We start from the raw sequence: 18,683 nt of genomic DNA, 5'->3' as shown, positions 1-18,683 counted from the left end.
GGGCGTGTACGCGTACAATTTATTTGGCAAGAGAAATACCAAGCCCAAACCCCTTGGATACGTGTGGTACAACCCCACGCAGGAGCAGACAAAGGTTTTTACTTTATCCCCGAAATAGGCGAGGAAGTATTGGTTGATTTTGAAGATCAGAATGCTGAACGTCCGTTCGTAATAGGTGCTAATTACAACGGTAAGGAATTTAGTAAATATCATACAGCAGGCAATGACAAGAAAGTGATACACACCCGTTCAGGTACTAAAATCATTCTCAATGATGGGGAAGGTAGTGTATTTATAGAAGATCCCAGTGGTAATACTTATCTAATGGATGGACAAGGAAATATCAATGTAAGTGCTCCTAAGAATATTAGTTTTACAGCGGGAGAAAATGTAAATATCAAAGCGGGAACTAATTGTATTATGGAAGTAGGAAATGATATGTTCACTACTGTACAAAATAACAATAGTGTAGAAATTGTTAATAATCATAGTTTTAAATCTAAGGACTATAAACAGACAGTACAAGGAGCTAAAACAATAGATATTGAAGGTAATTTAGTAGAAAACACAGCAGAGACTACCCATACAGCAAAGAAAGGAAATATTACCATACAGAGTGCGGGTGTTTCTAAAGTATTAGGTAAAAAAGATGCTATGGTCAATAAAGGATAGCTATGGGAAAAACATTATTATTTTTACTCTTAACCCTGCAGCTCGCTAGCTGTCAAAACCATAACAACAGTAATAAGAATATGAACGAACAAGAATATGAATGGGGCGTAGCGGTGAATACTCCCATAGGCTACCCTATACGTTTTTATGCCGCTATGGTAGGAGGAATGCCCATTGTAGGAGAGTTGTACACTAAAAAGGAAGAACCCGATTGGGGAAATGCTTATGGATATGAAAGCCATTCAATGGACAAACTACCTAAAAGCGTGGATATGGTATGGCTATCCTATAAAGAAGATTGCTTTTATAGGCTCAAAACAGCTATTGATTACAAAAAGGTAGAAAAACTCTTCAAAGAAGGTTATAAAGAAAGATTTCCCAATGGAAAAGTAGTGCTCTCTACTTATAATACAATAGTGGTAGGCATAGCTCCTGGGGGTGTAGTAGTGCTATGGGTAGGGAATGGTTATAAAAAAATTACAGAAATAGGAAGATACCAAGCTGAAAAAATAGATTTGAAAGAGCCACCTGGGTTAGATAGTCACGAAAGACTTATATTTGACAAAGAGTATAGTAAAAAATTATTATCAAGTAACTCAGTTATTCCTGAAAAGGTACGCGAAGCCAATAAAAACAAACCTATCCCCTTTGGCTTATGGGATAGTTATAGAGACCATCAATACCAATGGTTCCCTATCTACGAAATTCCTGATGGAAAGATAGGTGATGTAGACTATCGCTATTGGAATGGAGAGGCAGGCACTACCTTGTATACTGATTTTAATTCCTATATGGGTAAAGTAGATTTCTTCTATTTAGAAGAACCTATTCAAAAACGTTCCTTGTTTAAAGAATTAGTCATTTCTTACAAAGCTGAAAGCGGACAAAAATATTTGGCTGAAGTAAGTTTTGATTGGGAAGCAGTAGTAGTAGCTTATCAAAAAGTTTTTGGAAAAGAAACCAATAAAGTAACGGCTCATTTAGATATTCGCGTAAATCGCGCTAATACCTACCTCACCTTTCAATTGATAGGAGATAATGGTAAGCAAACTTTTTTAGAATCTAAAGAATTAAAATTTTATAAGCTTTCCGATAGAAATATCATAACCCCCACCCCTCTAGACTAAAAAAAGAAACTTAATTATGGCACAAACATTTGTATACAACTCAGGAACTTACCAAGAAACCAACTCTGGAACAAGTGATTTAGAGTTTGGATTGTTTTTTGATGGCACCCTTAACAATAAAAATAATACCGATTTACGCTTAAAAGTGCTTAATCAAAATGATCTTAAAATTCGTCCTACAGATGATGTAGAAATAATTTTATGGAAAGAAGAAATGATAGAAGAAAGGAGAAAAAGATTTGAAAAAGATAGTTTAGACAAGTATAGCGACAACAAAGATGAATTAGACCCAAAGGACATTACTGACTATCAAATAGCTGATAAAAGGAGCGGGACAGATAAACTAGGTGTAGATAATAGTTTAATGAATGACTATACTAATGTGGCTCGTATGTGGAAATGTTGTGATGATAATTATCGTATCTATATAGAAGGTATTGGCACACTTGATAAGCAAAAAGATATAGATGATGGATTTCGATTTGGTGCAGGAGAGACAGGTATTAGAGGGAAAGTGCGTAGAGGTTGTGAAGAATTGGCAAAGAAAATTGAACCTAAAATACTTAAAAGAAATGATGAGATTATTGAAATCACCTTAGATGTCTTTGGTTTTAGTCGTGGGGCAGCAGCAGCACGCAATTTCCTTTATGAAGTAAATGTATCCAATAAAAGAGAAGAGGATACTAAAATTACAAAAAGTAAAAAGTATGTAGGTACACATTTAGAAGAAACTTCCTATTACACTTATAGTACTAATGATATTATAGCTGAAAAACAATTTGTAAGAGAATATGAAGATATATTGTTAGATAAAGATAATGTAGAAGTAGATCCTCAATATCTAATAGATGGGAAAATGCCTAAATATGGCTACTTAGGATATTATCTATTAGAAAAAGTTAAACCTGAAGTATTAGATAGGATAAGGTTAAATATAAGATTTGTAGGACTTTATGATACAGTTTCTTCTTATGAAGAGTCTGGAAATTTAATGAAAGGTATGTTGCAAGCCTCTCACTTAGCAGATTATTTTGATGATGATGTAGAACAATTGCAATTAAATAATCTAGGTAAATTTCAACAGGCCGTCCATTTTACAGCAATGGATGAACATCGTGAAAATTTTGCCTTAACTAAATTGCAACCACAAGAAAATAATTGCAACTATATAGAAAAAACTTTTCCAGGCGTACATTGTGATATAGGTGGAGCTTATGAAACAGGTACTGAAATAGTTGATGAGATAGAAGTTTGTCCTGTAATTATATCTTTGTTTTCTTCTGAATTAGAGGATTTAAAATCAAAATTGATTTCAGATTGTTGGTATATGGAGTCTCAATTAGAAATTAAAATTGAATTACAAAGAGATGAAGAAAGAGTAGCTAAGCATCTTGAGCTTTTTAAAAAAAGATATGATCGCTTTTTAGAAATTATAGGTGGAGTTACGGGAGCTAATTTGATCAGATACAAAAAATTAAGAGGAGTACGTTTTCTATGGAAAGAATATAGCTATATACCTTTACATTTTATGGAGTCTTATTTTTTATCCAATTTATCAGATAATTGTGAAAAAATATTTTCAATGACAACAATTGATGAATACTCTATAAAAAGTCACCCTAAGCTCGTTCAAGCAAAAGAATGGCTTGAAAAATACGTTTTTGGAAATGGGGAAAAATGGTCTTTTATACCAAATATAGAAGAGATTATAAAAGGAAAAATTATTAAACTCAAAGGTAAAAAGCCTTTACATGAGGCTACAAAAGACCGATTAGAAGAAAGAAGATATAAAGTAATGCTTGATAATAAACATCAATATACTGAATTGATAAAGGTTTTGAATCAAGAAAAAGAATTAAGAGATAGAGTTATAAACGAAAATCCTATAATTGCGAATCATTTCATTTTAGAAACATTACGAACTTATTATCTTCATTGGTCAGCTAATAGAGATTGGTTTGGTATGGATCCAACTTCTGATAGAATACGTAAAGAATATTAGAGATGAAAAATGAAAAATATCTCATAGAAAGTATTGTAACTAAAGATTATAATACACCTTATGCTCAAGAGGATACTTATAAACGTTTTATAGAGATTTGGTATTTAGGTAAAAAAGCAGATTTAGCTTATTATCAAATAATGACTATAAAGTATCTATTTCCTGAAGAAAATACAATAAATACTTTATTGCGAAAAATAGCCTCTACTTTCAATTATTTAGAAGTAGGTATCAATGAAGAAAATAGAATAGCCAAAGTATTCAATCTTTCTGCTATTAAAATCAAATGGAAAAAGATACAACTATCTATTACTGCCAATCATAAAGGTTATGAAATAGAGAACTATTGCGCTTCTATTACTAACCTACTAGAAGATGAACAAAGTTTTATTACTTTCCTTAATCAAAATAATATGTTAGGATTACTTTTTAATGGACATCCCAAAGAGGAAAACAAAGTAATTCGCAATGGTGAAGACCTACTTGAATATAGAAATAGTATTCTTATAGAATCTATTGTAAATGAAATAAATAACAACACAAATTTAAAATACTCATTGTTATGGCTTGGTTCTTTGGAAATAAACAACAAAAATACATAGACAATTTAGAGAAGAATAATAAAAAGCGTCAAGAAAAGGAGCGTGAAGAGGCTGAAATCATTATCATTGGTAAAGCAACTCCAGAACAACAAGAGGAACGAACTTCTCAAGTTGTAGCTCAGCGTAACCAAAAAAGAATGGAAGCTATTGAAGAAGAGCAAGAAAAAGAAGATAAAGCTCAAGAAGATCAGCTTTTTGTTATTAATGGAGCCAAAGTAAAATTTGGTCCTCATATAGGAACATTTAAAGTGCTAAGTGACACCCCTACCATTCAAAGTAAAACTGTAGGAACTCAGATAGAAAATGCCCCTTTGAACTTTACTTTTGAAGATGGCTTTCAGCTCTTGACACTGACTCAGTGGCAAGATATGGGAGATGCTAAGTTTCAGGGTAATGTAGCTCTAATAAAGAAATCTACTATTGTAAGCACAGGTAAGATGTCTCCAGCCAATGCTCCTATTGAAAGTGGTAAAATAGAGTTCATAGATTCAGGGCAAATAAATGTTCCTGAAAATATAGATACTACAGGAATGCCGCTGTTAGCAAATAATAATCCTCCTTGTATAAAGGAAGTCAATTTTTTTACTTCTGATGGCAAGGAAATTCTCAAAAATGGCAAAACACATAACCTCTGTTATGGGGAACCTTTTTATATAGAAGTAATCACTGAGAACATTCCTGATGACACTCCAATAGCAATAACTCTAAAAGATACAAAGATTAGTTTTGAGGGGCAACTTAAAGAAAACAAAATAAAAACAATACTTCTTTCTATTCCTATATCTTATTATGATGAAACAAAGGAAAATTATAATTATATGGAATATAAAACAGAAGTAGAACAATATCAAGAGTTTGAGTTTGAGTTTAAAATTGGAGTAAATGGAAGCAAAATTAGTGCTGATAATAATATAATTATACCTTACACTTATCATAGAAATTATGAGGAATTAGTGGGGTTGTTTGCTACAAGTAATAACAAAAATAATGATATAAAAAAGAACTATGAGAATGAATTTATTGATAATAAAGAATTCCAAATAAAAAATATTGTTGAAAATTTCACTAATTATTTAGAAAATAGTAATTTAACTATTGAAGATATAAAGAAACAAGTAGAGAAAGAAGCTAAAAAACTTTGGGAAGCAGCCATTGTAGGAGTACAAAAAGGTAAATTAGATGACCGTCCCTTGTATTGGGCAAGAAATAAAATGCAAGTAGCTTTAAAACGGTATTATTTGTTTAAAAATGATATTGATTTTGAGAAAAGTATAGTGAAGAAAAACACTAATTTGGAGAAAATAATCATTACCTTTGAAGAGAAAAGCCGAAATTATACAGGAATTGATTTTTCTTTAGCTCCCAAAGGAGCCAAAAAAATACTAATAACAGGGTTTGACCCGTTTATACTGAATCCTCATAAAAATGGAAATCCATTACAGAGTAATCCAAGTGGAGTTGTGGCATTAGCATTAAATGGTAACACAGAATTAGGAGCATATATACAAACAATGATAGTTCCTGTTCGTTATACTGATTTTGACGGTAGTCAAGATAGAGAAGAGGGACAAGGCAAGGGTATTATTGAAAAGTATATAAAACCTTTTATTGAAAAGAAAGGAGAAGTAGATATGATAATTACTATAAGTCAAGCCCTACCAGAAGATTGTAATATTGATGTCTTCGCCACTGCTACTCGTGGAGGATTCAATGACAATATGAATTTTATAAGAGAAGATGGAAGTAAAGCTATACTTGGAGGAGCTGAAACTATAAAAACAACTTTACCTACTCAAATGACACAAGGGAACTCAAAGGCAGCTTACTGGGGGAAATATTTTAAAAATATCAATGAATATAGAATATATAAGGGAGATTTAAGAAAAAGTCCTAACAACTCAACAAAAGAAAATTATCCTAATGAACAAGTTTATTACGCTCCTGGTGGAAATTATCTATCCAATGAAATATTTTACCGAGTGTCTAAGTTAAGAGAAACCTTACAACCTAAATTATCTACTGGGCATTTTCATATAGCAATGATTCAAGCCAAAGGAGATTTAGTTTCAGGAAAAATAAAAGAATTAGTAACTATTGTGAAACAAGTTATCAAAAATGCTATAACAGGATTATGAAGAAAATTATAGATATTACAGGCCATAAATTATGTATCTTTGAGTTTGATACAGATAAAAAAATAAAATGTGCAGATACTTTAATATTGAATGGCGAAATATTCCCTTACAATAATGACGAAGTATTTCGTGAAGGTAGCTCTATTGTTACCAAAACGTATGATATAATTTCTATAGGGGCTCCCCAAATATATGATTATAGTTTTACCGATACTACAGAGTTTATGCAGTTTTTTTTAACCTATAGATTACCTTCTTGTTATTTTACAAAATTACCTTTTATATCAGGAATTTTTGAACTTAAAATGAAAGATTTACAAGACCCTATTACAGAAAAACTAATTCATTATCCTGAAATTAAAATACAAGGAAAGGATATTCCTATAGCAAAAAATATGCAAGATTTTATTTTTAAAGATAATTGGTATGATCTTAACAAAGTAAAACAATATAGAACTTTTGATGAAATAGAATTTCAAGTATATGACATATCTAACACTTTGTTTTTTAACTTAATCCCTTTTGAAAATACAAAAGAAAATATAAAAAAATGAGAAGGAAAATAAGCTTATAAACTCAAAAGAATTTATCAAGGGTAGATTCAAGTCATAACGCCAATAGAGAGGGGCTTATTCCTCTCCCTCTTCTTTCCTTATTAAATGTGCTAATTCAGGGTCATTTTCAATGCGAGTGAGCTCATCGGTGATGAGTTGGATGATATCGGTTTTTACCTGCTTATAGTTGGCTTGTATTTGTTGTTGCATTTGGTCTTCTCCGTTTTCGTCTTCAAAGGAGAGGATTTGAGGTATTTTTTGGTAGGCTTTACTCTCAGCAACTACTTTCTCATTATCTACTATAATCTGAGCGTGGAATATCTTCTGCTCGATACGCTCGTCAAAATTATCAGAAACAGCTCCTACAAACATCCCTTGGGTAAGATTAGATATTTTACTAGCAGGAATCAAACTATCCAATTGTGTAGATATGGAGGTAGAGGTATCATTGCGGTTGATAGTAGTAGATTGCCTTTTCTGTAATACCTTTCCAAAACGTTCAGAAAGGGTTTTAGCTGTTTCCCCTACTACTTGTCCACTAAAGATATTCCCCACTGTATTTTGTATCACCTTGCTTTCCTTATCGCCATAATCACGAGTGAGCTGTGAGTAATCTTGAAAACCTAAACAAACGGCTACTTTATTGCTTCGGGCAGTAGCTATCAAGTTGTCCAAGCCTCTAAAATAAATCGTAGGCAACTCGTCAATAATTACAGAGGATTTGAGCTGTCCTTTCTTGTTGATGAGCTTTACAATACGCGAATTGTACAAACCCAAAGCTGCCGAATAGATATTTTGCCTATCAGGATTGTTGCCTACACAGAGGATTTTAGGTTCTTTAGGGTTATTGATATCCAATGAAAAATCATCTCCTGTCATTACCCAATAGAGTTGAGGTGAAATCATTCGGGAGAGTGGTATTTTAGCACTAGCTATCTGCCCTTGTAGCTGGTCTTGTGCACCTCCTTGCCAAGCATCCATAAAAGGCGATAGGTAATTCTCAAGTTCGGGGTACGAGGTGAGAATAGTAAAAACATCAGCATAAGGCTTGTTCAATAACTCGATGGCGTGTGGGAAAGTACAGTACTTACCACCTTTGTAAATCTTCAAAAACCAAATAATAGCTGCCAATAGAATGATAGGTGACTCTACAAAGAAATCACCTTGCTTTTGAATCCACGAGCGGTTGAGATTGAGCATAATCGTATAAGCAGATTCATAAGCATCGGAAATATCGCTCATAAAGTTGGGATTAATAGGATTACAGCGATGACTACGGCGAGGATCATCAAAGTTTATTACATAGAACTTGGGCTTTACCTTGTACTTGTCTAAGTTCTTCAGTAGGTGATTATAGGCAATGGTAGAGAGGTCGTCGAACTTAAAGTCGTAGATGTACATTGCAAAACCCTTTTCAATTTGTTGTTTGATATAGTTGTTCACAATAGCATAAGACTTACCAGAACCAGGAGTCCCCAGCACTATGGTTGCCCGAAAGGGATTTACCACATTGATCCAGCCTTTGTTCCACTTCTTGCGGTAGTAGAACAAAGTAGGTAGATTCACAGAATACTCGTTTTTCATCAGGCGTGTTTCCTGCATAAACGACTCGTTTTCGTTGTTGAAAACATCGTCTAAAAGGTTGTCTTTTAACAAGCGACTCATCCACGAACCTGCCATAAGGAGCGCTATGTAGCCCAAAGATAGGGTAAGGATATAAAAAAAGGCAACCACTGAAGCAGGAAGTCGCAAGTACAAAATCCAAAAGTTACCAAAGTAAAGAGTAGCTCCTACTCCCAGAGCGATGTAAATCTTTCGCCAAGTAATTTTGTCGTTTTTTACACCTGTTGTTCCCAAACAGCTCAGGGCTAAGAGCAGGAGAGCAAAGCATTTGGTGTATAGCGGGTGAGAGAACAGTCGTGCTGTTCGTTGGAAGTTGGTCAGGATTCTATCTACTACGGCTAATATCCATTTTTCGCCTTGGAAAAAGCCGTAACAATACCAATAGAGGTGCATCAGTACTATGAGAATACTTACCGCACGCATAAAAGCCATAATCTTGGCTAATGCTCTTAAATCATCATCGTTTTGCATATTTATTTCTGTCTTTAGTGTTTATCAATATTTTTTAGTTTCGTTTATCCTTCGCCCATCCTTCGTTCAAATACTTAGTATAACTACATTTAGGATTGAGTTTTTATTTTTCGCCGTTTGGCAGTAGCACGTTTCATTCTTCTGGTAAAATCCTCTTCTTCGTAGTCTACCCCTTGATCATCCAAAGAGAAAAGAGTAAAGAAAGTATTTAAGGCTGAGTCCTTGCCAAAATCCTCTTGGTAATGTGTCCAAGAAGTATCAGAGAAAGTATCCTCTTCAACAGTGCTAGTATTGTTATGATTTTTACTTGCATAAGGAGTTACAGACAACATATTTACCTCAGAGGTTAAAGCAGGAGCAGGCTCTTCTAACGACTTTAACCACTGATGAAAAACATTGGCAGAAAACTCCTTCCCCAGCTGAGAGCCATTATACACACATCGGCTGTTGTGGTCAATAAAGGTTACTCCGTAGGTTCTCCCCTCTTTGTTTTCACGAAAGACGACCTCAATACCTTTAGCTTTTAGTTTTTGAATAAATTCACTTTTACTATGAGTTGTTTCTTTGGCAAAGGTTATATGCGTTTTTAAGGAAGTGGTGTCTTGTCCTCTTAAGTAATCGTGTTCTTTTTGTAAATGTTTTTCGATATAAGGTAAGCATAGTGTTTTGCCGATCTTGGAGGCTTTAAAAGGATGGCTTGCCTTATTGCCATTTTCATCCAATACCACATATACCAAACCTTTTTTAGGAACGCCTTGCAGTTCGCCTTCTACCTTTTCTACCGCTATGTTAAACTGATTGAGCAAGGCGTTGAACGTTCCTAACGAGGTAAAATGATAGTGTTTTAGCAATTGTTTTACAGTATGAATCAGTTGCTTTTTAAGGTCGTTTTGTCGGTAATCTAAGGGGACTAATTTAGACAAAGGCAAGAGCTCATCATCTGTTAGCTGTGAATCATTGGTGATAGCAGGGATAAGTTGGTATTTTGTTTCCAGCTCTCGGCATACTTTCATTGAGCGTATTTTTTCAAAAGCATCAGGGATTTTCTTGCCATACTCATCTATTCCCAGCGATACAATGTGAATGTGTTTGCGCTCAATATCTGAATGTTTGTAAACCACAAAAGGTTGGTTGCCAAAGCCCATCTGTTGCATATAGTCAGTAGCCAACTTTACAAAGGTTTCATCGCTTACCTTATCGTTAGGATCGGGATTGAGGGAGATGTGTAGGATAGGTTTTTCTGTCCTTATGTTGGCATAGAGATAAGAGGCAAAGGAACGAGATACTTCCGAAATGCCTACACTTCCTTGCAGAGGTTGTATCACTTTTTGAGCGTATAATACCTCTCCTTGTCCTTTAGCTACCTTGTTGTGATTGTACAAAAGTACCCCTAACAGCTGCGCTCCTCGATGTATTTTTGCTATCATAACTCGCTGTTTTGCGTCTTAAAAACTACCTTAGTTTTTGTTCTATTTGCTGAGAAAGCTCTAATATTTGTTTGCAGATAGCAATCAATTGGGTAGTTTCTTTCTCCAATTTATAGAGGTAAGCAGCCGCTTTCTTCTCCGAAAAATTGCGGTAGAGTATCTTTACAATCTGATTGTAATTCACCCCTACCGAACGAAATTGTGCATAGAGTTCAGTGAGTTTGGTGTAATAATCTAAAGCAGATTTATCAATTTTCACCACTTTTATCTCTCGGTTAAAAAGCAAAGAGGTGATAAAATGCGCTTTGACTTTCATTCCTGATTGCTCGAAAAGCGAGAGAAACTGATTGTTTTCTTCTTCATTCAATCGAAAAACATATCTAAAAGAAGCAGGATTTATCTTTTTATTCCTACCTGTCGAGTGTTTGTGAGTTGTTTTCTGTAAGGTCATATAAATTCAGTGTTAGTAAAAAACCACGACTTCGGAGTGCGTTTTAAGCTCCCTGCAAGGGCAAGTGGTTTTGAGGTGCCTACACGCCTAATGCGTACCTCAAAACACAACTTGCTCTGTTCGGGTGAACAGAAAATTCTCCCTAACGGTCGAATTTTAATTAGCCATAAAGAGAGAAATTAACACTACGAGCGGGTAAAATGATTTCAGGGTGCAAAACAAGTGATTTCTTAGCAAAGGATTTGTATATAACACAAAGCCAATCACTTCCTTACAAAGCCATTTACAACCCTACATAAGACTATATGTATATTTGTACGTTCCTTTGCACCTGCATACCAAAGCAAGTATGTACGAAAGTAAAAATGCAATTAGGTAGCTATGTAGCTACAAAGCTATAAAGCTACAGAAGTATGTACATACGCAAGTAATTAGATAATTAGCCAATTACTTATGTGAGTAAATACTTACTTATAGAGGTAGTTAGATAATTGGCTAATTACAGATAGTTGTATTTGAATAGCTATGCACTTATATACTCACTGAATTACAAACATATTTAAACATATATATATGACATCAACGACAAAATTCATTAGCTTTTCTACCCAGAAAGGAGGGGTAGGAAAAAGCACTTTTACCACCTTAGTAGCCAGCTTGCTACATTACCGAATGGGCTACAATGTAGCGGTGATGGATTGTGATTATCCACAATACAGCCTACACCGAATGCGAGAACAAGATCTCAAAACAGTGATGAACAACGAGCATTTTAAGAAAGCTGCTCATAGACAGTTTAGTGAGCTTAACAAAAAGGCATACCCCATAATACAATGTAAGCCCAATGAAGCCCTTGAAAAGGCACAACAGCTCATTGCAGAGACACCTTTCCCTATAGAGGTTATCCTCTTTGATATGCCAGGGACAGTAAACACCGCAGGGATATTGACCCTGTTAGCTCAAATGCATCACATTTTCTCACCTATCACTGCCGATAGAATGGTGATTGAAAGTACTTTGAGTTTTACTGAGGTACTTTCCAATATCATCGCTAAGAATACCGAAAGTACTATTAAAAGCGTGCATTTGTTTTGGAATCAGGTAGATGGGAGAGAAAAATCGCCTTTGTACAAGATTTACGAGCAAGTGATCGCTGATTTAGGTTTGAACCTAATGCAAGCCTACATCTCTGATAGTAAGCGTTTCCGAAAAGATGGCACAGAAAACCAACGATTGGTATTCCGTTCTACCTTAATGCCTGCTGATGAGAAGTTGATGAGTGCTTGTCATTTGGACGACTTTATTAATGAGTTGGTACAGATTATTCAGTAAAACCTAAAGATATGAAGACAATAAAACCTATAGACGAAAACGAACTAATGGAGCTAATGGCAGGCAAGCAACCCACGCCTGCTCCTGCCATTGCTACAGCTCCAATAGAGACAGAGAAAGCACCCCAGAAACCAGCTCCTACCAAAAAGAAAAAGGCAGAACTCTATGAGTATGAAAGTTATTTTTTTGAGCAGGGAGAGACTTCAGCAAGGGAAGGAAAATCGGTGTATATACGCCCTGAGTTTCACCAGCGGATAGCCCGTATTGTACAGGTGATAGGAGAAGACAAGATCAGTCTATATAACTATTTAGACAATGTACTTAAAGCGCATTTCGAGCAGTACCAAGAGGAAATTACACAGAGTTTCGAACAGAAATACAAACCTATATTTTAACAATGGAAAAGATTATCATTTTACTACTTATCGTGGTGATTTTGTTGTTGCTATCGGACAAAATGCCTGTAACACTTTCTAAAAAGAGAGCTGCCCAACCTAAAGCTACTCCTATACCCAAACCAGCTCTTTCAACTTCGGTAATGGGGGAAAGTAGGTTTGTGCCTCCTGCAAAGGTAGTCTCTACAGCTATTCCCTTAACAGAAAAGGAGCAACAGGATATTCTGACAGAATGGAATGAGGAACCTCTCGTAAACCTTGAAGATGAGGAAGAGGATTTGTGCAGTTATCGCACAGAGGCAGAGGACAATGATTTTGCCACAGGGCTTTCGTTTGAGGACTTGGAAATGGTAGCTACTTTCCTCTCTGAGGACAAAGAAGAGGTTACCACCGAGAACATAGAGCTACTACAAAAAGTAGAGGGCACGAGTTTATTGGAAGCCATAGAAAAAGCCTTGCCCCAAGCGACTCTTAAAGTAAGTGCGCTCTTGGAGAAGGTGTTGCCTAAATCTGTAGAGAGTAAAACGGAGTTTGATATTAGGAAGTTTGTGTGAGGGGAGAATAATTAGTCAGGAAGAACAACTTTTCCACTATTTGACAACTTCATTTCTCCAAAGCGTATATCCTTTAAGATATTATTATCTTCAAAGCTTCTTGTTCTAAAAGGACAGAATATTTTTATTTCCTTTTCAGAATAAATTTCACTTAACTTTAAAGCACAAGCCATAGAAGTTCGTCCAAGTGTTAAAATATCATCAATAATAATTATACTTGTCTCTGGAATTATAATATTATTCACAGCTAAACTATCTAAATGAGTCTGTACTGAATTTCTTGTCTCTGCTGAATATTGACTACTTGATTTAGGAATAGATTTTATTCTTTGAATACATTCGTGAACTCCATTACCTAATCCTTTCACTACAAATATATCAGCCAATACTTTTGTTGGGAAAACAGCTCCTTTTGTAAGAGGAGCACTTCGAGGAACAGGAATTAAAACAGTATCCTTAAAAAAAGATTGTTTTCCTTCCTTTATAATTTCATCTGCTAATGATTTTGCAAATAAAATATCACCATTTTTACATTTTCCTGCTAAGATTCGTGATTGGGAGGCTTTTTCTGATTGACCTCTAGGAGAATATATTAAAAAAGTAAAATATTTAAAATGCATAATTGACTTCTCTTGTAGTTAAAAACGGAATATTTTCTATTAGAAAATTAACATTTTCTCTTGTTAATACTTCTGCTCCATATTTCAACATCTCTTTTGCCCAAGTAATATTTGGATTTTTTATAACATTTTCTAAAATAAAAACACTACGTCCTAATCTTAAGGCTTCCCATCCTTGATGTTTTGTTCCACTTTTTTCACTGGCTTCAATAATAATAGTAGCATCACTTATTAATGCCATTGTTCTATTTCTAATTGGAAAATTCTTAAGTGAAGTAGGATAATTTTCAGGGAATTGAGATATTAAAAGGTGCTCTGTAGCTATTTTATTTTGAAGGAGTTTATTTTCTTTTGGGTAATATTGGTTCAAAGAAGTTCCTATAACTGCAATTGTATTTCCTCCTTTTTCTATGGTTTTTTGATGGGCTACTGTATCCACTCCCAATGCTAATCCACTTACTACTATAATATCATTTTCTAATAGAATTTCTACAATTTTACTTGTTCTTTTAATACCATCTTCTGATACATTTCTTGAACCAACAACAGAAACTCTCCTTCCTTTTTCCAAAAGAGAAAAATTCCCCTCATAAAACAATTGTCTAGGGCTATATTTTCTTTCTATTTCTGTTAAATTATCAATGTAACGTTCAACAATATTCATATTATAAATTTAAAAAAACTTAAATTTTCTCAAAAATTTCTTTTATATAGTTAAATCCTTGATGTAAATATTTTGTAGGTATCATATATTGAGAATGAATAGATTTTTGAAGAATTCTTTTTAACCTTTCTATCTCATCTATCGAAATAAAATGTATTATATCTTCTTTTATTTGAACTTTATCTTTTTGATTTCTTTCATATATGGCTATTAGAATAGGAGTTTTGGTAAAAGATTGCATATTTAAATGCTTTGATAAATTATCACATTCAAAATAAAAGAAAGTTTCTCTTGGAGTCCTATCGAATTTATAAAAGGTTTTACATTTTACATCAATTTCTATATTACCAAAATTTCTAACTAAATAGTCTCCTCGTTTTATAGGCTTATCAACATTGTTAGTATATATTTTAAAACTTTCTTGATTTTGATTTAAATCCTCAAGTATAAAACCTTCTTTGTCAGCTTGTTTTTTGAAAAGATGTTGAGCCCTTATACCTATTCTAAAATCTTCGTTTGCAAGAGCTTTATATATCTCACTTTCAGAAATTTTAAAAGGTCTCCATTTTTCCTCTCCCTGATAAATAATAGTATTTTCTGTTATTGCATCCTCGTAAACCAACTCTTCATAAGTTTCTTTAAAGCAATGCTCTAACTTCCCATCTATCAAATTTATAAGATGGTATCCCATAATTTAATTTTATTCTCGTTGCAAAACTACGAAAAAAAACTTAAACAACAAACAAATTGTAATTTCTTTACCAAAATGTTTTAAGTATCATAAACAACAAGCCATTCCCCGCCATTTTCAGCCACCTACTACCACACTTGCCCCCAGCTCTTTATCTTCCTTTACTTTTGCACCAAATTTTAAAATAACAGATTATCAATGAAGCGAAAATCAATTCTAAAACGGCTCCTTCTGCTGACGATGATAGGAGTTACACAATTTTCCATTGCTCAGGGCAATGGTGTAGGAGGTATCAACGAAGCTACCCGTATGGTTACCTCGTATTTTGACCCTGCTACCAAACTCATCTATGCCATAGGGGCTGTGGTGGGACTCATCGGTGGGGTGAAGGTATATAACAAGTTTAGTAGCGGTGACCCCGATACCAGCAAAACGGCTGCCAGTTGGTTTGGGGCTTGTATCTTCCTAATTGTAGCGGCTACTATCTTGCGTTCGTTCTTCTTATAAACTTATGGAGACAAAAAACAGCTATTCTATCAACAAAGGCATCGGCAGAAGTGTAGAGTTCAAAGGACTCAAAGCGCAGTACCTCTTCATCTTTGCAGGGGGACTGCTCTCGGTGCTTATCTTGGTGATGATCCTCTACACGGTAGGAGTCAATTCTTTTGTATGCTTGGGGGTAGGCGTTAGTATGGTCAGCCTTGTGGTTTGGCAGACTTTTTCACTAAACCAGAAATACGGTGAACACGGCCTGATGAAACAAGCAGCTCGCAAACGCCACCCCAAATACCTACGTCACCAAAGATCACCACGCCAATTTATTCGTTACCCTAAACCTAAAACAACCCTCAATGAGAAATAGTTCTAAAATCAACACCTTAGAGAGTAAATTCCCTATTCTTGCTATAGAACAAGACTGCTTGCTCACCAAAGAAGCCGACATCAGCGTCGGCTTCGAGGTGCAGCTCCCAGAGCTCTTTACCATTTCGGGTGAGGACTATGAGATACTCCACTCACTTTGGCATAAGGCTATCAAAGTATTGCCACAGTATACCGTTATCCACAAACAGGACTGGTTTATCAAGGAACAATACGAACCTGAACTGCAAGGAGAGAACCTGAGTTTTCTCTCTCATTCGTACGAAAAGCATTTTAACGAACGTCCGTTCTTAAATCACAGATGCTACCTATTTATCACCCAAACCACTAAAAACCGAATGAGAGCCCAAAGCAACTTTTCCTCCCTTTGCAAAGGAAACTTCTTGCCTAAGGAGCTCACTAACCGAGTACACGCCACTCAATTTTTGGAAGCGGTAGCGCAGTTAGAGCGTATTTTAAACGACTCTAACCTGATAAAGCTCCGCCAGCTCAAAACAGAGGACTATATAGGCACTCCCCACAAAAAGGGACTCTTTGAGCAGTATCTCAGCCTTTCCACCGATGAGAAAGAGAGCCTGCAAGATATATGCCTCTCTGCCGAGCAAATGCGCATTGGTAACCAAAGACTCTGTGTGCATACCTTATCAGATACAGAAGACTTGCCTTCTAAGGTACAAGCCGATAGCCGTTACGAGCGACTCTCTACCGATAAGAGCGATTGCCGTTTGTCGTTTGCAGCCCCTGTGGGCTTGCTACTGAGTTGTAACCATATTTACAACCAATATCTGTTCTTGGACAATTCTGATGAGAACCTCAGACAGTTTGAGAAGTCAGCACGCAATATGCACTCGCTTTCAAGGTACAGCCGTAGCAACCAAATCAACAAAGAATGGATAGAGCAATACCTCAATGAGGCACACTCTTACGGACTTTCCTCTATCAGAGCGCACTTTAATGTGATGGCGTGGTCGGACAAACCACAAGAGCTTAGGAGCATTAAAAACGATGTGGGTAGTGCTTTAGCCTCAATGGAGTGCAAGCCTCGCCATAACACCATTGATACGGCAACTCTCTATTGGGCAGGTATAGCTGGCAATGCAGCTGACTTCCCCAGTGAAGAGACTTTCTATACTTTTATAGAGCCCGCTTTGTGCTTTTTCACTCAGGAGACCAACTATCAAAGTTCTTCCAGTCCTTTTGGCATTAAGATGGCCGACAGGCTCACAGGCAAGCCTATCCATTTGGATATCTCTGATGAACCTATGAAGAAAGGGATTATCACCAACCGTAATAAGTTCGTCTTAGGACCTTCGGGTAGTGGCAAATCCTTCTTCACGAACCACTTAGTGAGGCAGTATTACGAACAAGGTACGCATATCGTTTTAGTAGATACAGGGAACTCCTACCAAGGGGTCTGTGAGCTTATTCACCACAAGACCAAAGGCAAAGATGGGATTTACTTTACTTATACCGAAGACAATCCCATTGCTTTTAACCCTTTTTATACTGATGATGGAGTGTTTGACATCGAAAAGCGAGAGAGTATCAAAACACTGATACTCACCCTTTGGAAGCGAGACAATGAGCCTCCTACACGTGCGGAAGAGGTAGCCCTTTCCAATGCAGTGAACCTTTACCTGCAATTGGTAAAAGACAATCCCTCGCACACGCCCTCTTTCAATGGCTTTTATGAGTATATCAAGAATGACTACCGAGCCATACTACAAGAGAAGCAGGTAAGAGAAAAGGACTTTGACTTGGCTAACTTCCTCAATGTGTTAGAGCCTTATTACAAAGGAGGTGAATACGACTATCTGCTCAATTCCGATAAGGAATTAGACCTGCTTTCCAAACGCTTTATCGTCTTTGAAATTGATGCGATTAAAGACCACCCCATACTCTTTCCTGTGGTTACTATCATCATTATGGAGGTGTTTATCAATAAGATGAGGCGTCTGAAGGGGATCCGCAAGATGATTCTCATCGAAGAAGCGTGGAAAGCGATTGCCAAAGAAGGAATGGCAGAGTACATCAAGTACCTATTCAAAACCGTGCGTAAGTTCTTTGGAGAGGCAGTGATTGTAACCCAAGAGGTAGATGATATTATTCATTCACCTATCGTGAAGGAATCTATCATCAACAACTCCGATTGCAAGATATTGCTCGACCAGCGCAAGTATATGAACAAGTTCGATGCTATCCAAGCGATGTTAGGGCTTACCGAGAAAGAGAAGTCGCAAATCCTATCTATCAATCTCTCCAACGACTCTCGTCGCAAATACAAAGAAGTGTGGATAGGCTTAGGAGGTACACACTCTGCGGTGTATGCTACAGAAGTAAGCCGAGAAGAATATTTTGCCTACACCACCGAAGAGAGTGAAAAACACCAAGTGATGGAACTCTCCGAGAAGTTAGACGGCAATTTGGAAAAAGCCATCGTACAAATGGCTAATGGACTGTAATAAACTAATAATCATACGTAAA

Annotated in this window: 18 protein-coding genes; 12 read left to right on the top strand and 6 right to left on the bottom strand. The window is 35.8% G+C overall.

Features of this window, described 5'->3' with window-relative positions:
• From HMPREF1528_RS12735 to HMPREF1528_RS07965, 6 genes are all read left to right on the top strand, one after another.
• On the top strand, positions 1–672 hold a 672-nt coding region (locus tag HMPREF1528_RS12735), incomplete at its 5' end, for a phage baseplate assembly protein V (RefSeq protein ID WP_016479342.1).
• 2 nt (positions 673–674) lie between these two features.
• A complete protein-coding gene (locus tag HMPREF1528_RS07985; RefSeq protein ID WP_016479341.1) occupies positions 675–1,799 on the top strand; it encodes a DUF2931 family protein in 1,125 nt (374 codons plus the stop codon).
• A 16-nt stretch (positions 1,800–1,815) separates the two neighbouring features.
• Positions 1,816–3,801 carry a phospholipase effector Tle1 domain-containing protein gene (locus HMPREF1528_RS07980; RefSeq protein ID WP_016479340.1) on the top strand — a complete coding sequence of 662 codons (1,986 nt, stop codon included), beginning with the start codon at positions 1,816–1,818 and terminating at the stop codon, positions 3,799–3,801.
• Positions 3,802–3,803: 2 nt separating this feature from the next.
• Complete coding sequence (locus HMPREF1528_RS07975) at positions 3,804–4,403, top strand: hypothetical protein (RefSeq protein WP_016479339.1); 600 nt, start codon at positions 3,804–3,806, stop codon at positions 4,401–4,403.
• Positions 4,364–6,538 carry a hypothetical protein gene (locus HMPREF1528_RS12950; protein ID WP_016479338.1) on the top strand — a complete coding sequence of 725 codons (2,175 nt, stop codon included), beginning with the start codon at positions 4,364–4,366 and terminating at the stop codon, positions 6,536–6,538. Before HMPREF1528_RS07975 ends, HMPREF1528_RS12950 begins: the two co-directional genes overlap by 40 nt.
• Positions 6,535–7,092: a hypothetical protein gene (locus tag HMPREF1528_RS07965; protein ID WP_016479337.1), complete on the top strand. Its 558-nt coding sequence runs from the start codon at positions 6,535–6,537 to the stop codon at positions 7,090–7,092. The genes HMPREF1528_RS12950 and HMPREF1528_RS07965 overlap by 4 nt, the downstream gene beginning before the upstream one ends.
• 75 nt (positions 7,093–7,167) lie before the next feature.
• On the opposite strand, the gene mobC is transcribed toward HMPREF1528_RS07965, so the two are convergent.
• From mobC to mobA, 3 genes are all read right to left on the bottom strand, one after another.
• Complete coding sequence (gene mobC / locus HMPREF1528_RS07960) at positions 7,168–9,186, bottom strand: conjugal transfer protein MobC (RefSeq protein WP_016479336.1); 2,019 nt, start codon at positions 9,184–9,186, stop codon at positions 7,168–7,170.
• Between the two features lie 89 nt (positions 9,187–9,275).
• On the bottom strand, positions 9,276–10,613 hold the full coding sequence (mobB, locus tag HMPREF1528_RS07955) for a conjugal transfer protein MobB (RefSeq protein ID WP_016479335.1): 1,338 nt from the start codon (positions 10,611–10,613) through the stop codon (positions 9,276–9,278).
• Positions 10,614–10,638: 25 nt separating this feature from the next.
• On the bottom strand, positions 10,639–11,064 hold the full coding sequence (mobA, locus tag HMPREF1528_RS07950; RefSeq protein WP_016479334.1) for a conjugal transfer protein MobA: 426 nt from the start codon (positions 11,062–11,064) through the stop codon (positions 10,639–10,641).
• Between the two features lie 573 nt (positions 11,065–11,637).
• Between mobA and HMPREF1528_RS07945 the strand changes: the two genes are divergently transcribed.
• The 3 genes from HMPREF1528_RS07945 to HMPREF1528_RS07935 are packed head-to-tail and all read left to right on the top strand — an operon-like array spanning position 11,638 to position 13,345.
• Positions 11,638–12,396: a ParA family protein gene (locus HMPREF1528_RS07945; protein WP_016479333.1), complete on the top strand. Its 759-nt coding sequence runs from the start codon at positions 11,638–11,640 to the stop codon at positions 12,394–12,396.
• Positions 12,397–12,407: 11 nt separating this feature from the next.
• Complete coding sequence (locus HMPREF1528_RS07940; protein ID WP_016479332.1) at positions 12,408–12,791, top strand: DUF3408 domain-containing protein; 384 nt, start codon at positions 12,408–12,410, stop codon at positions 12,789–12,791.
• 2 nt (positions 12,792–12,793) lie between these two features.
• Complete coding sequence (locus HMPREF1528_RS07935) at positions 12,794–13,345, top strand: hypothetical protein (protein WP_016479331.1); 552 nt, start codon at positions 12,794–12,796, stop codon at positions 13,343–13,345.
• An 11-nt stretch (positions 13,346–13,356) separates the two neighbouring features.
• Here HMPREF1528_RS07935 and HMPREF1528_RS11960 read toward each other — a convergent pair whose 3' ends face one another.
• From HMPREF1528_RS11960 to HMPREF1528_RS07920, 3 genes are read right to left on the bottom strand one after another with little or no spacing between them, the layout of a single operon-like run.
• Positions 13,357–13,965, bottom strand: coding sequence for a hypothetical protein (locus HMPREF1528_RS11960; RefSeq protein WP_016479330.1), 609 nt, complete (start codon positions 13,963–13,965; stop codon positions 13,357–13,359).
• The gene (locus HMPREF1528_RS07925) at positions 13,955–14,629 is read right to left on the bottom strand and encodes a DNA-processing protein DprA (protein ID WP_016479329.1); all 675 of its coding nucleotides are present in this window, start codon (positions 14,627–14,629) and stop codon (positions 13,955–13,957) included. Before HMPREF1528_RS07925 ends, HMPREF1528_RS11960 begins: the two co-directional genes overlap by 11 nt.
• A 19-nt stretch (positions 14,630–14,648) precedes the next feature.
• A complete protein-coding gene (locus tag HMPREF1528_RS07920) occupies positions 14,649–15,320 on the bottom strand; it encodes a hypothetical protein (protein ID WP_016479328.1) in 672 nt (223 codons plus the stop codon).
• A 240-nt stretch (positions 15,321–15,560) separates the two neighbouring features.
• Here HMPREF1528_RS07920 and HMPREF1528_RS07915 point away from each other — a divergent pair, with 240 nt between their 5' ends.
• Genes HMPREF1528_RS07915 through HMPREF1528_RS07905 form a run of 3 tightly spaced genes read left to right on the top strand, consistent with a single transcriptional unit; the run spans position 15,561 to position 18,661 of the window.
• Positions 15,561–15,827 carry a DUF4134 domain-containing protein gene (locus HMPREF1528_RS07915; RefSeq protein ID WP_074698907.1) on the top strand — a complete coding sequence of 89 codons (267 nt, stop codon included), beginning with the start codon at positions 15,561–15,563 and terminating at the stop codon, positions 15,825–15,827.
• Positions 15,828–15,831: 4 nt separating this feature from the next.
• The gene (locus HMPREF1528_RS07910; RefSeq protein WP_009750754.1) at positions 15,832–16,182 is read left to right on the top strand and encodes a DUF4133 domain-containing protein; all 351 of its coding nucleotides are present in this window, start codon (positions 15,832–15,834) and stop codon (positions 16,180–16,182) included.
• Entirely contained in the window at positions 16,172–18,661 is a 2,490-nt protein-coding gene (locus tag HMPREF1528_RS07905; RefSeq protein WP_016479327.1) for a TraG family conjugative transposon ATPase, read from the top strand. The genes HMPREF1528_RS07910 and HMPREF1528_RS07905 overlap by 11 nt, the downstream gene beginning before the upstream one ends.
• The last annotated feature ends 22 nt before the right edge of the window (positions 18,662–18,683 follow it).

It is taken from the genome of Capnocytophaga sp. oral taxon 336 str. F0502 (assembly GCF_000411575.1).
GTDB classification, from domain to species: domain Bacteria; phylum Bacteroidota; class Bacteroidia; order Flavobacteriales; family Flavobacteriaceae; genus Capnocytophaga; species Capnocytophaga ochracea.
Note: the sequence above shows the minus strand (reverse complement) of the source record. Positions and strands in the feature narration are given on the sequence as shown.

Excerpts from the sequence above, each read along its gene's own strand:
- HMPREF1528_RS07905 (WP_016479327.1), top strand. The coding sequence starts at position 16,172 with ATGAGAAATAGTTCTAAAATCAACACCTTAGAGAGTAAATTCCCTATT.
- HMPREF1528_RS11960 (WP_016479330.1), bottom strand. The coding sequence starts at position 13,965 with ATGCATTTTAAATATTTTACTTTTTTAATATATTCTCCTAGAGGTCAA.
- mobB (WP_016479335.1), bottom strand. The coding sequence starts at position 10,613 with ATGATAGCAAAAATACATCGAGGAGCGCAGCTGTTAGGGGTACTTTTG.
- HMPREF1528_RS07945 (WP_016479333.1), top strand. The coding sequence starts at position 11,638 with ATGACATCAACGACAAAATTCATTAGCTTTTCTACCCAGAAAGGAGGG.
- HMPREF1528_RS07980 (WP_016479340.1), top strand. The coding sequence starts at position 1,816 with ATGGCACAAACATTTGTATACAACTCAGGAACTTACCAAGAAACCAAC.
- HMPREF1528_RS12950 (WP_016479338.1), top strand. The coding sequence starts at position 4,364 with ATGGCTTGGTTCTTTGGAAATAAACAACAAAAATACATAGACAATTTA.
- mobA (WP_016479334.1), bottom strand. The coding sequence starts at position 11,064 with ATGACCTTACAGAAAACAACTCACAAACACTCGACAGGTAGGAATAAA.
- HMPREF1528_RS07910 (WP_009750754.1), top strand. The coding sequence starts at position 15,832 with ATGGAGACAAAAAACAGCTATTCTATCAACAAAGGCATCGGCAGAAGT.
- HMPREF1528_RS07965 (WP_016479337.1), top strand. The coding sequence starts at position 6,535 with ATGAAGAAAATTATAGATATTACAGGCCATAAATTATGTATCTTTGAG.
- HMPREF1528_RS07915 (WP_074698907.1), top strand. The coding sequence starts at position 15,561 with ATGATAGGAGTTACACAATTTTCCATTGCTCAGGGCAATGGTGTAGGA.
- mobC (WP_016479336.1), bottom strand. The coding sequence starts at position 9,186 with ATGCAAAACGATGATGATTTAAGAGCATTAGCCAAGATTATGGCTTTT.
- HMPREF1528_RS07935 (WP_016479331.1), top strand. The coding sequence starts at position 12,794 with ATGGAAAAGATTATCATTTTACTACTTATCGTGGTGATTTTGTTGTTG.
- HMPREF1528_RS07920 (WP_016479328.1), bottom strand. The coding sequence starts at position 15,320 with ATGGGATACCATCTTATAAATTTGATAGATGGGAAGTTAGAGCATTGC.
- HMPREF1528_RS07940 (WP_016479332.1), top strand. The coding sequence starts at position 12,408 with ATGAAGACAATAAAACCTATAGACGAAAACGAACTAATGGAGCTAATG.
- HMPREF1528_RS07925 (WP_016479329.1), bottom strand. The coding sequence starts at position 14,629 with ATGAATATTGTTGAACGTTACATTGATAATTTAACAGAAATAGAAAGA.
- HMPREF1528_RS07985 (WP_016479341.1), top strand. The coding sequence starts at position 675 with ATGGGAAAAACATTATTATTTTTACTCTTAACCCTGCAGCTCGCTAGC.
- HMPREF1528_RS07975 (WP_016479339.1), top strand. The coding sequence starts at position 3,804 with ATGAAAAATGAAAAATATCTCATAGAAAGTATTGTAACTAAAGATTAT.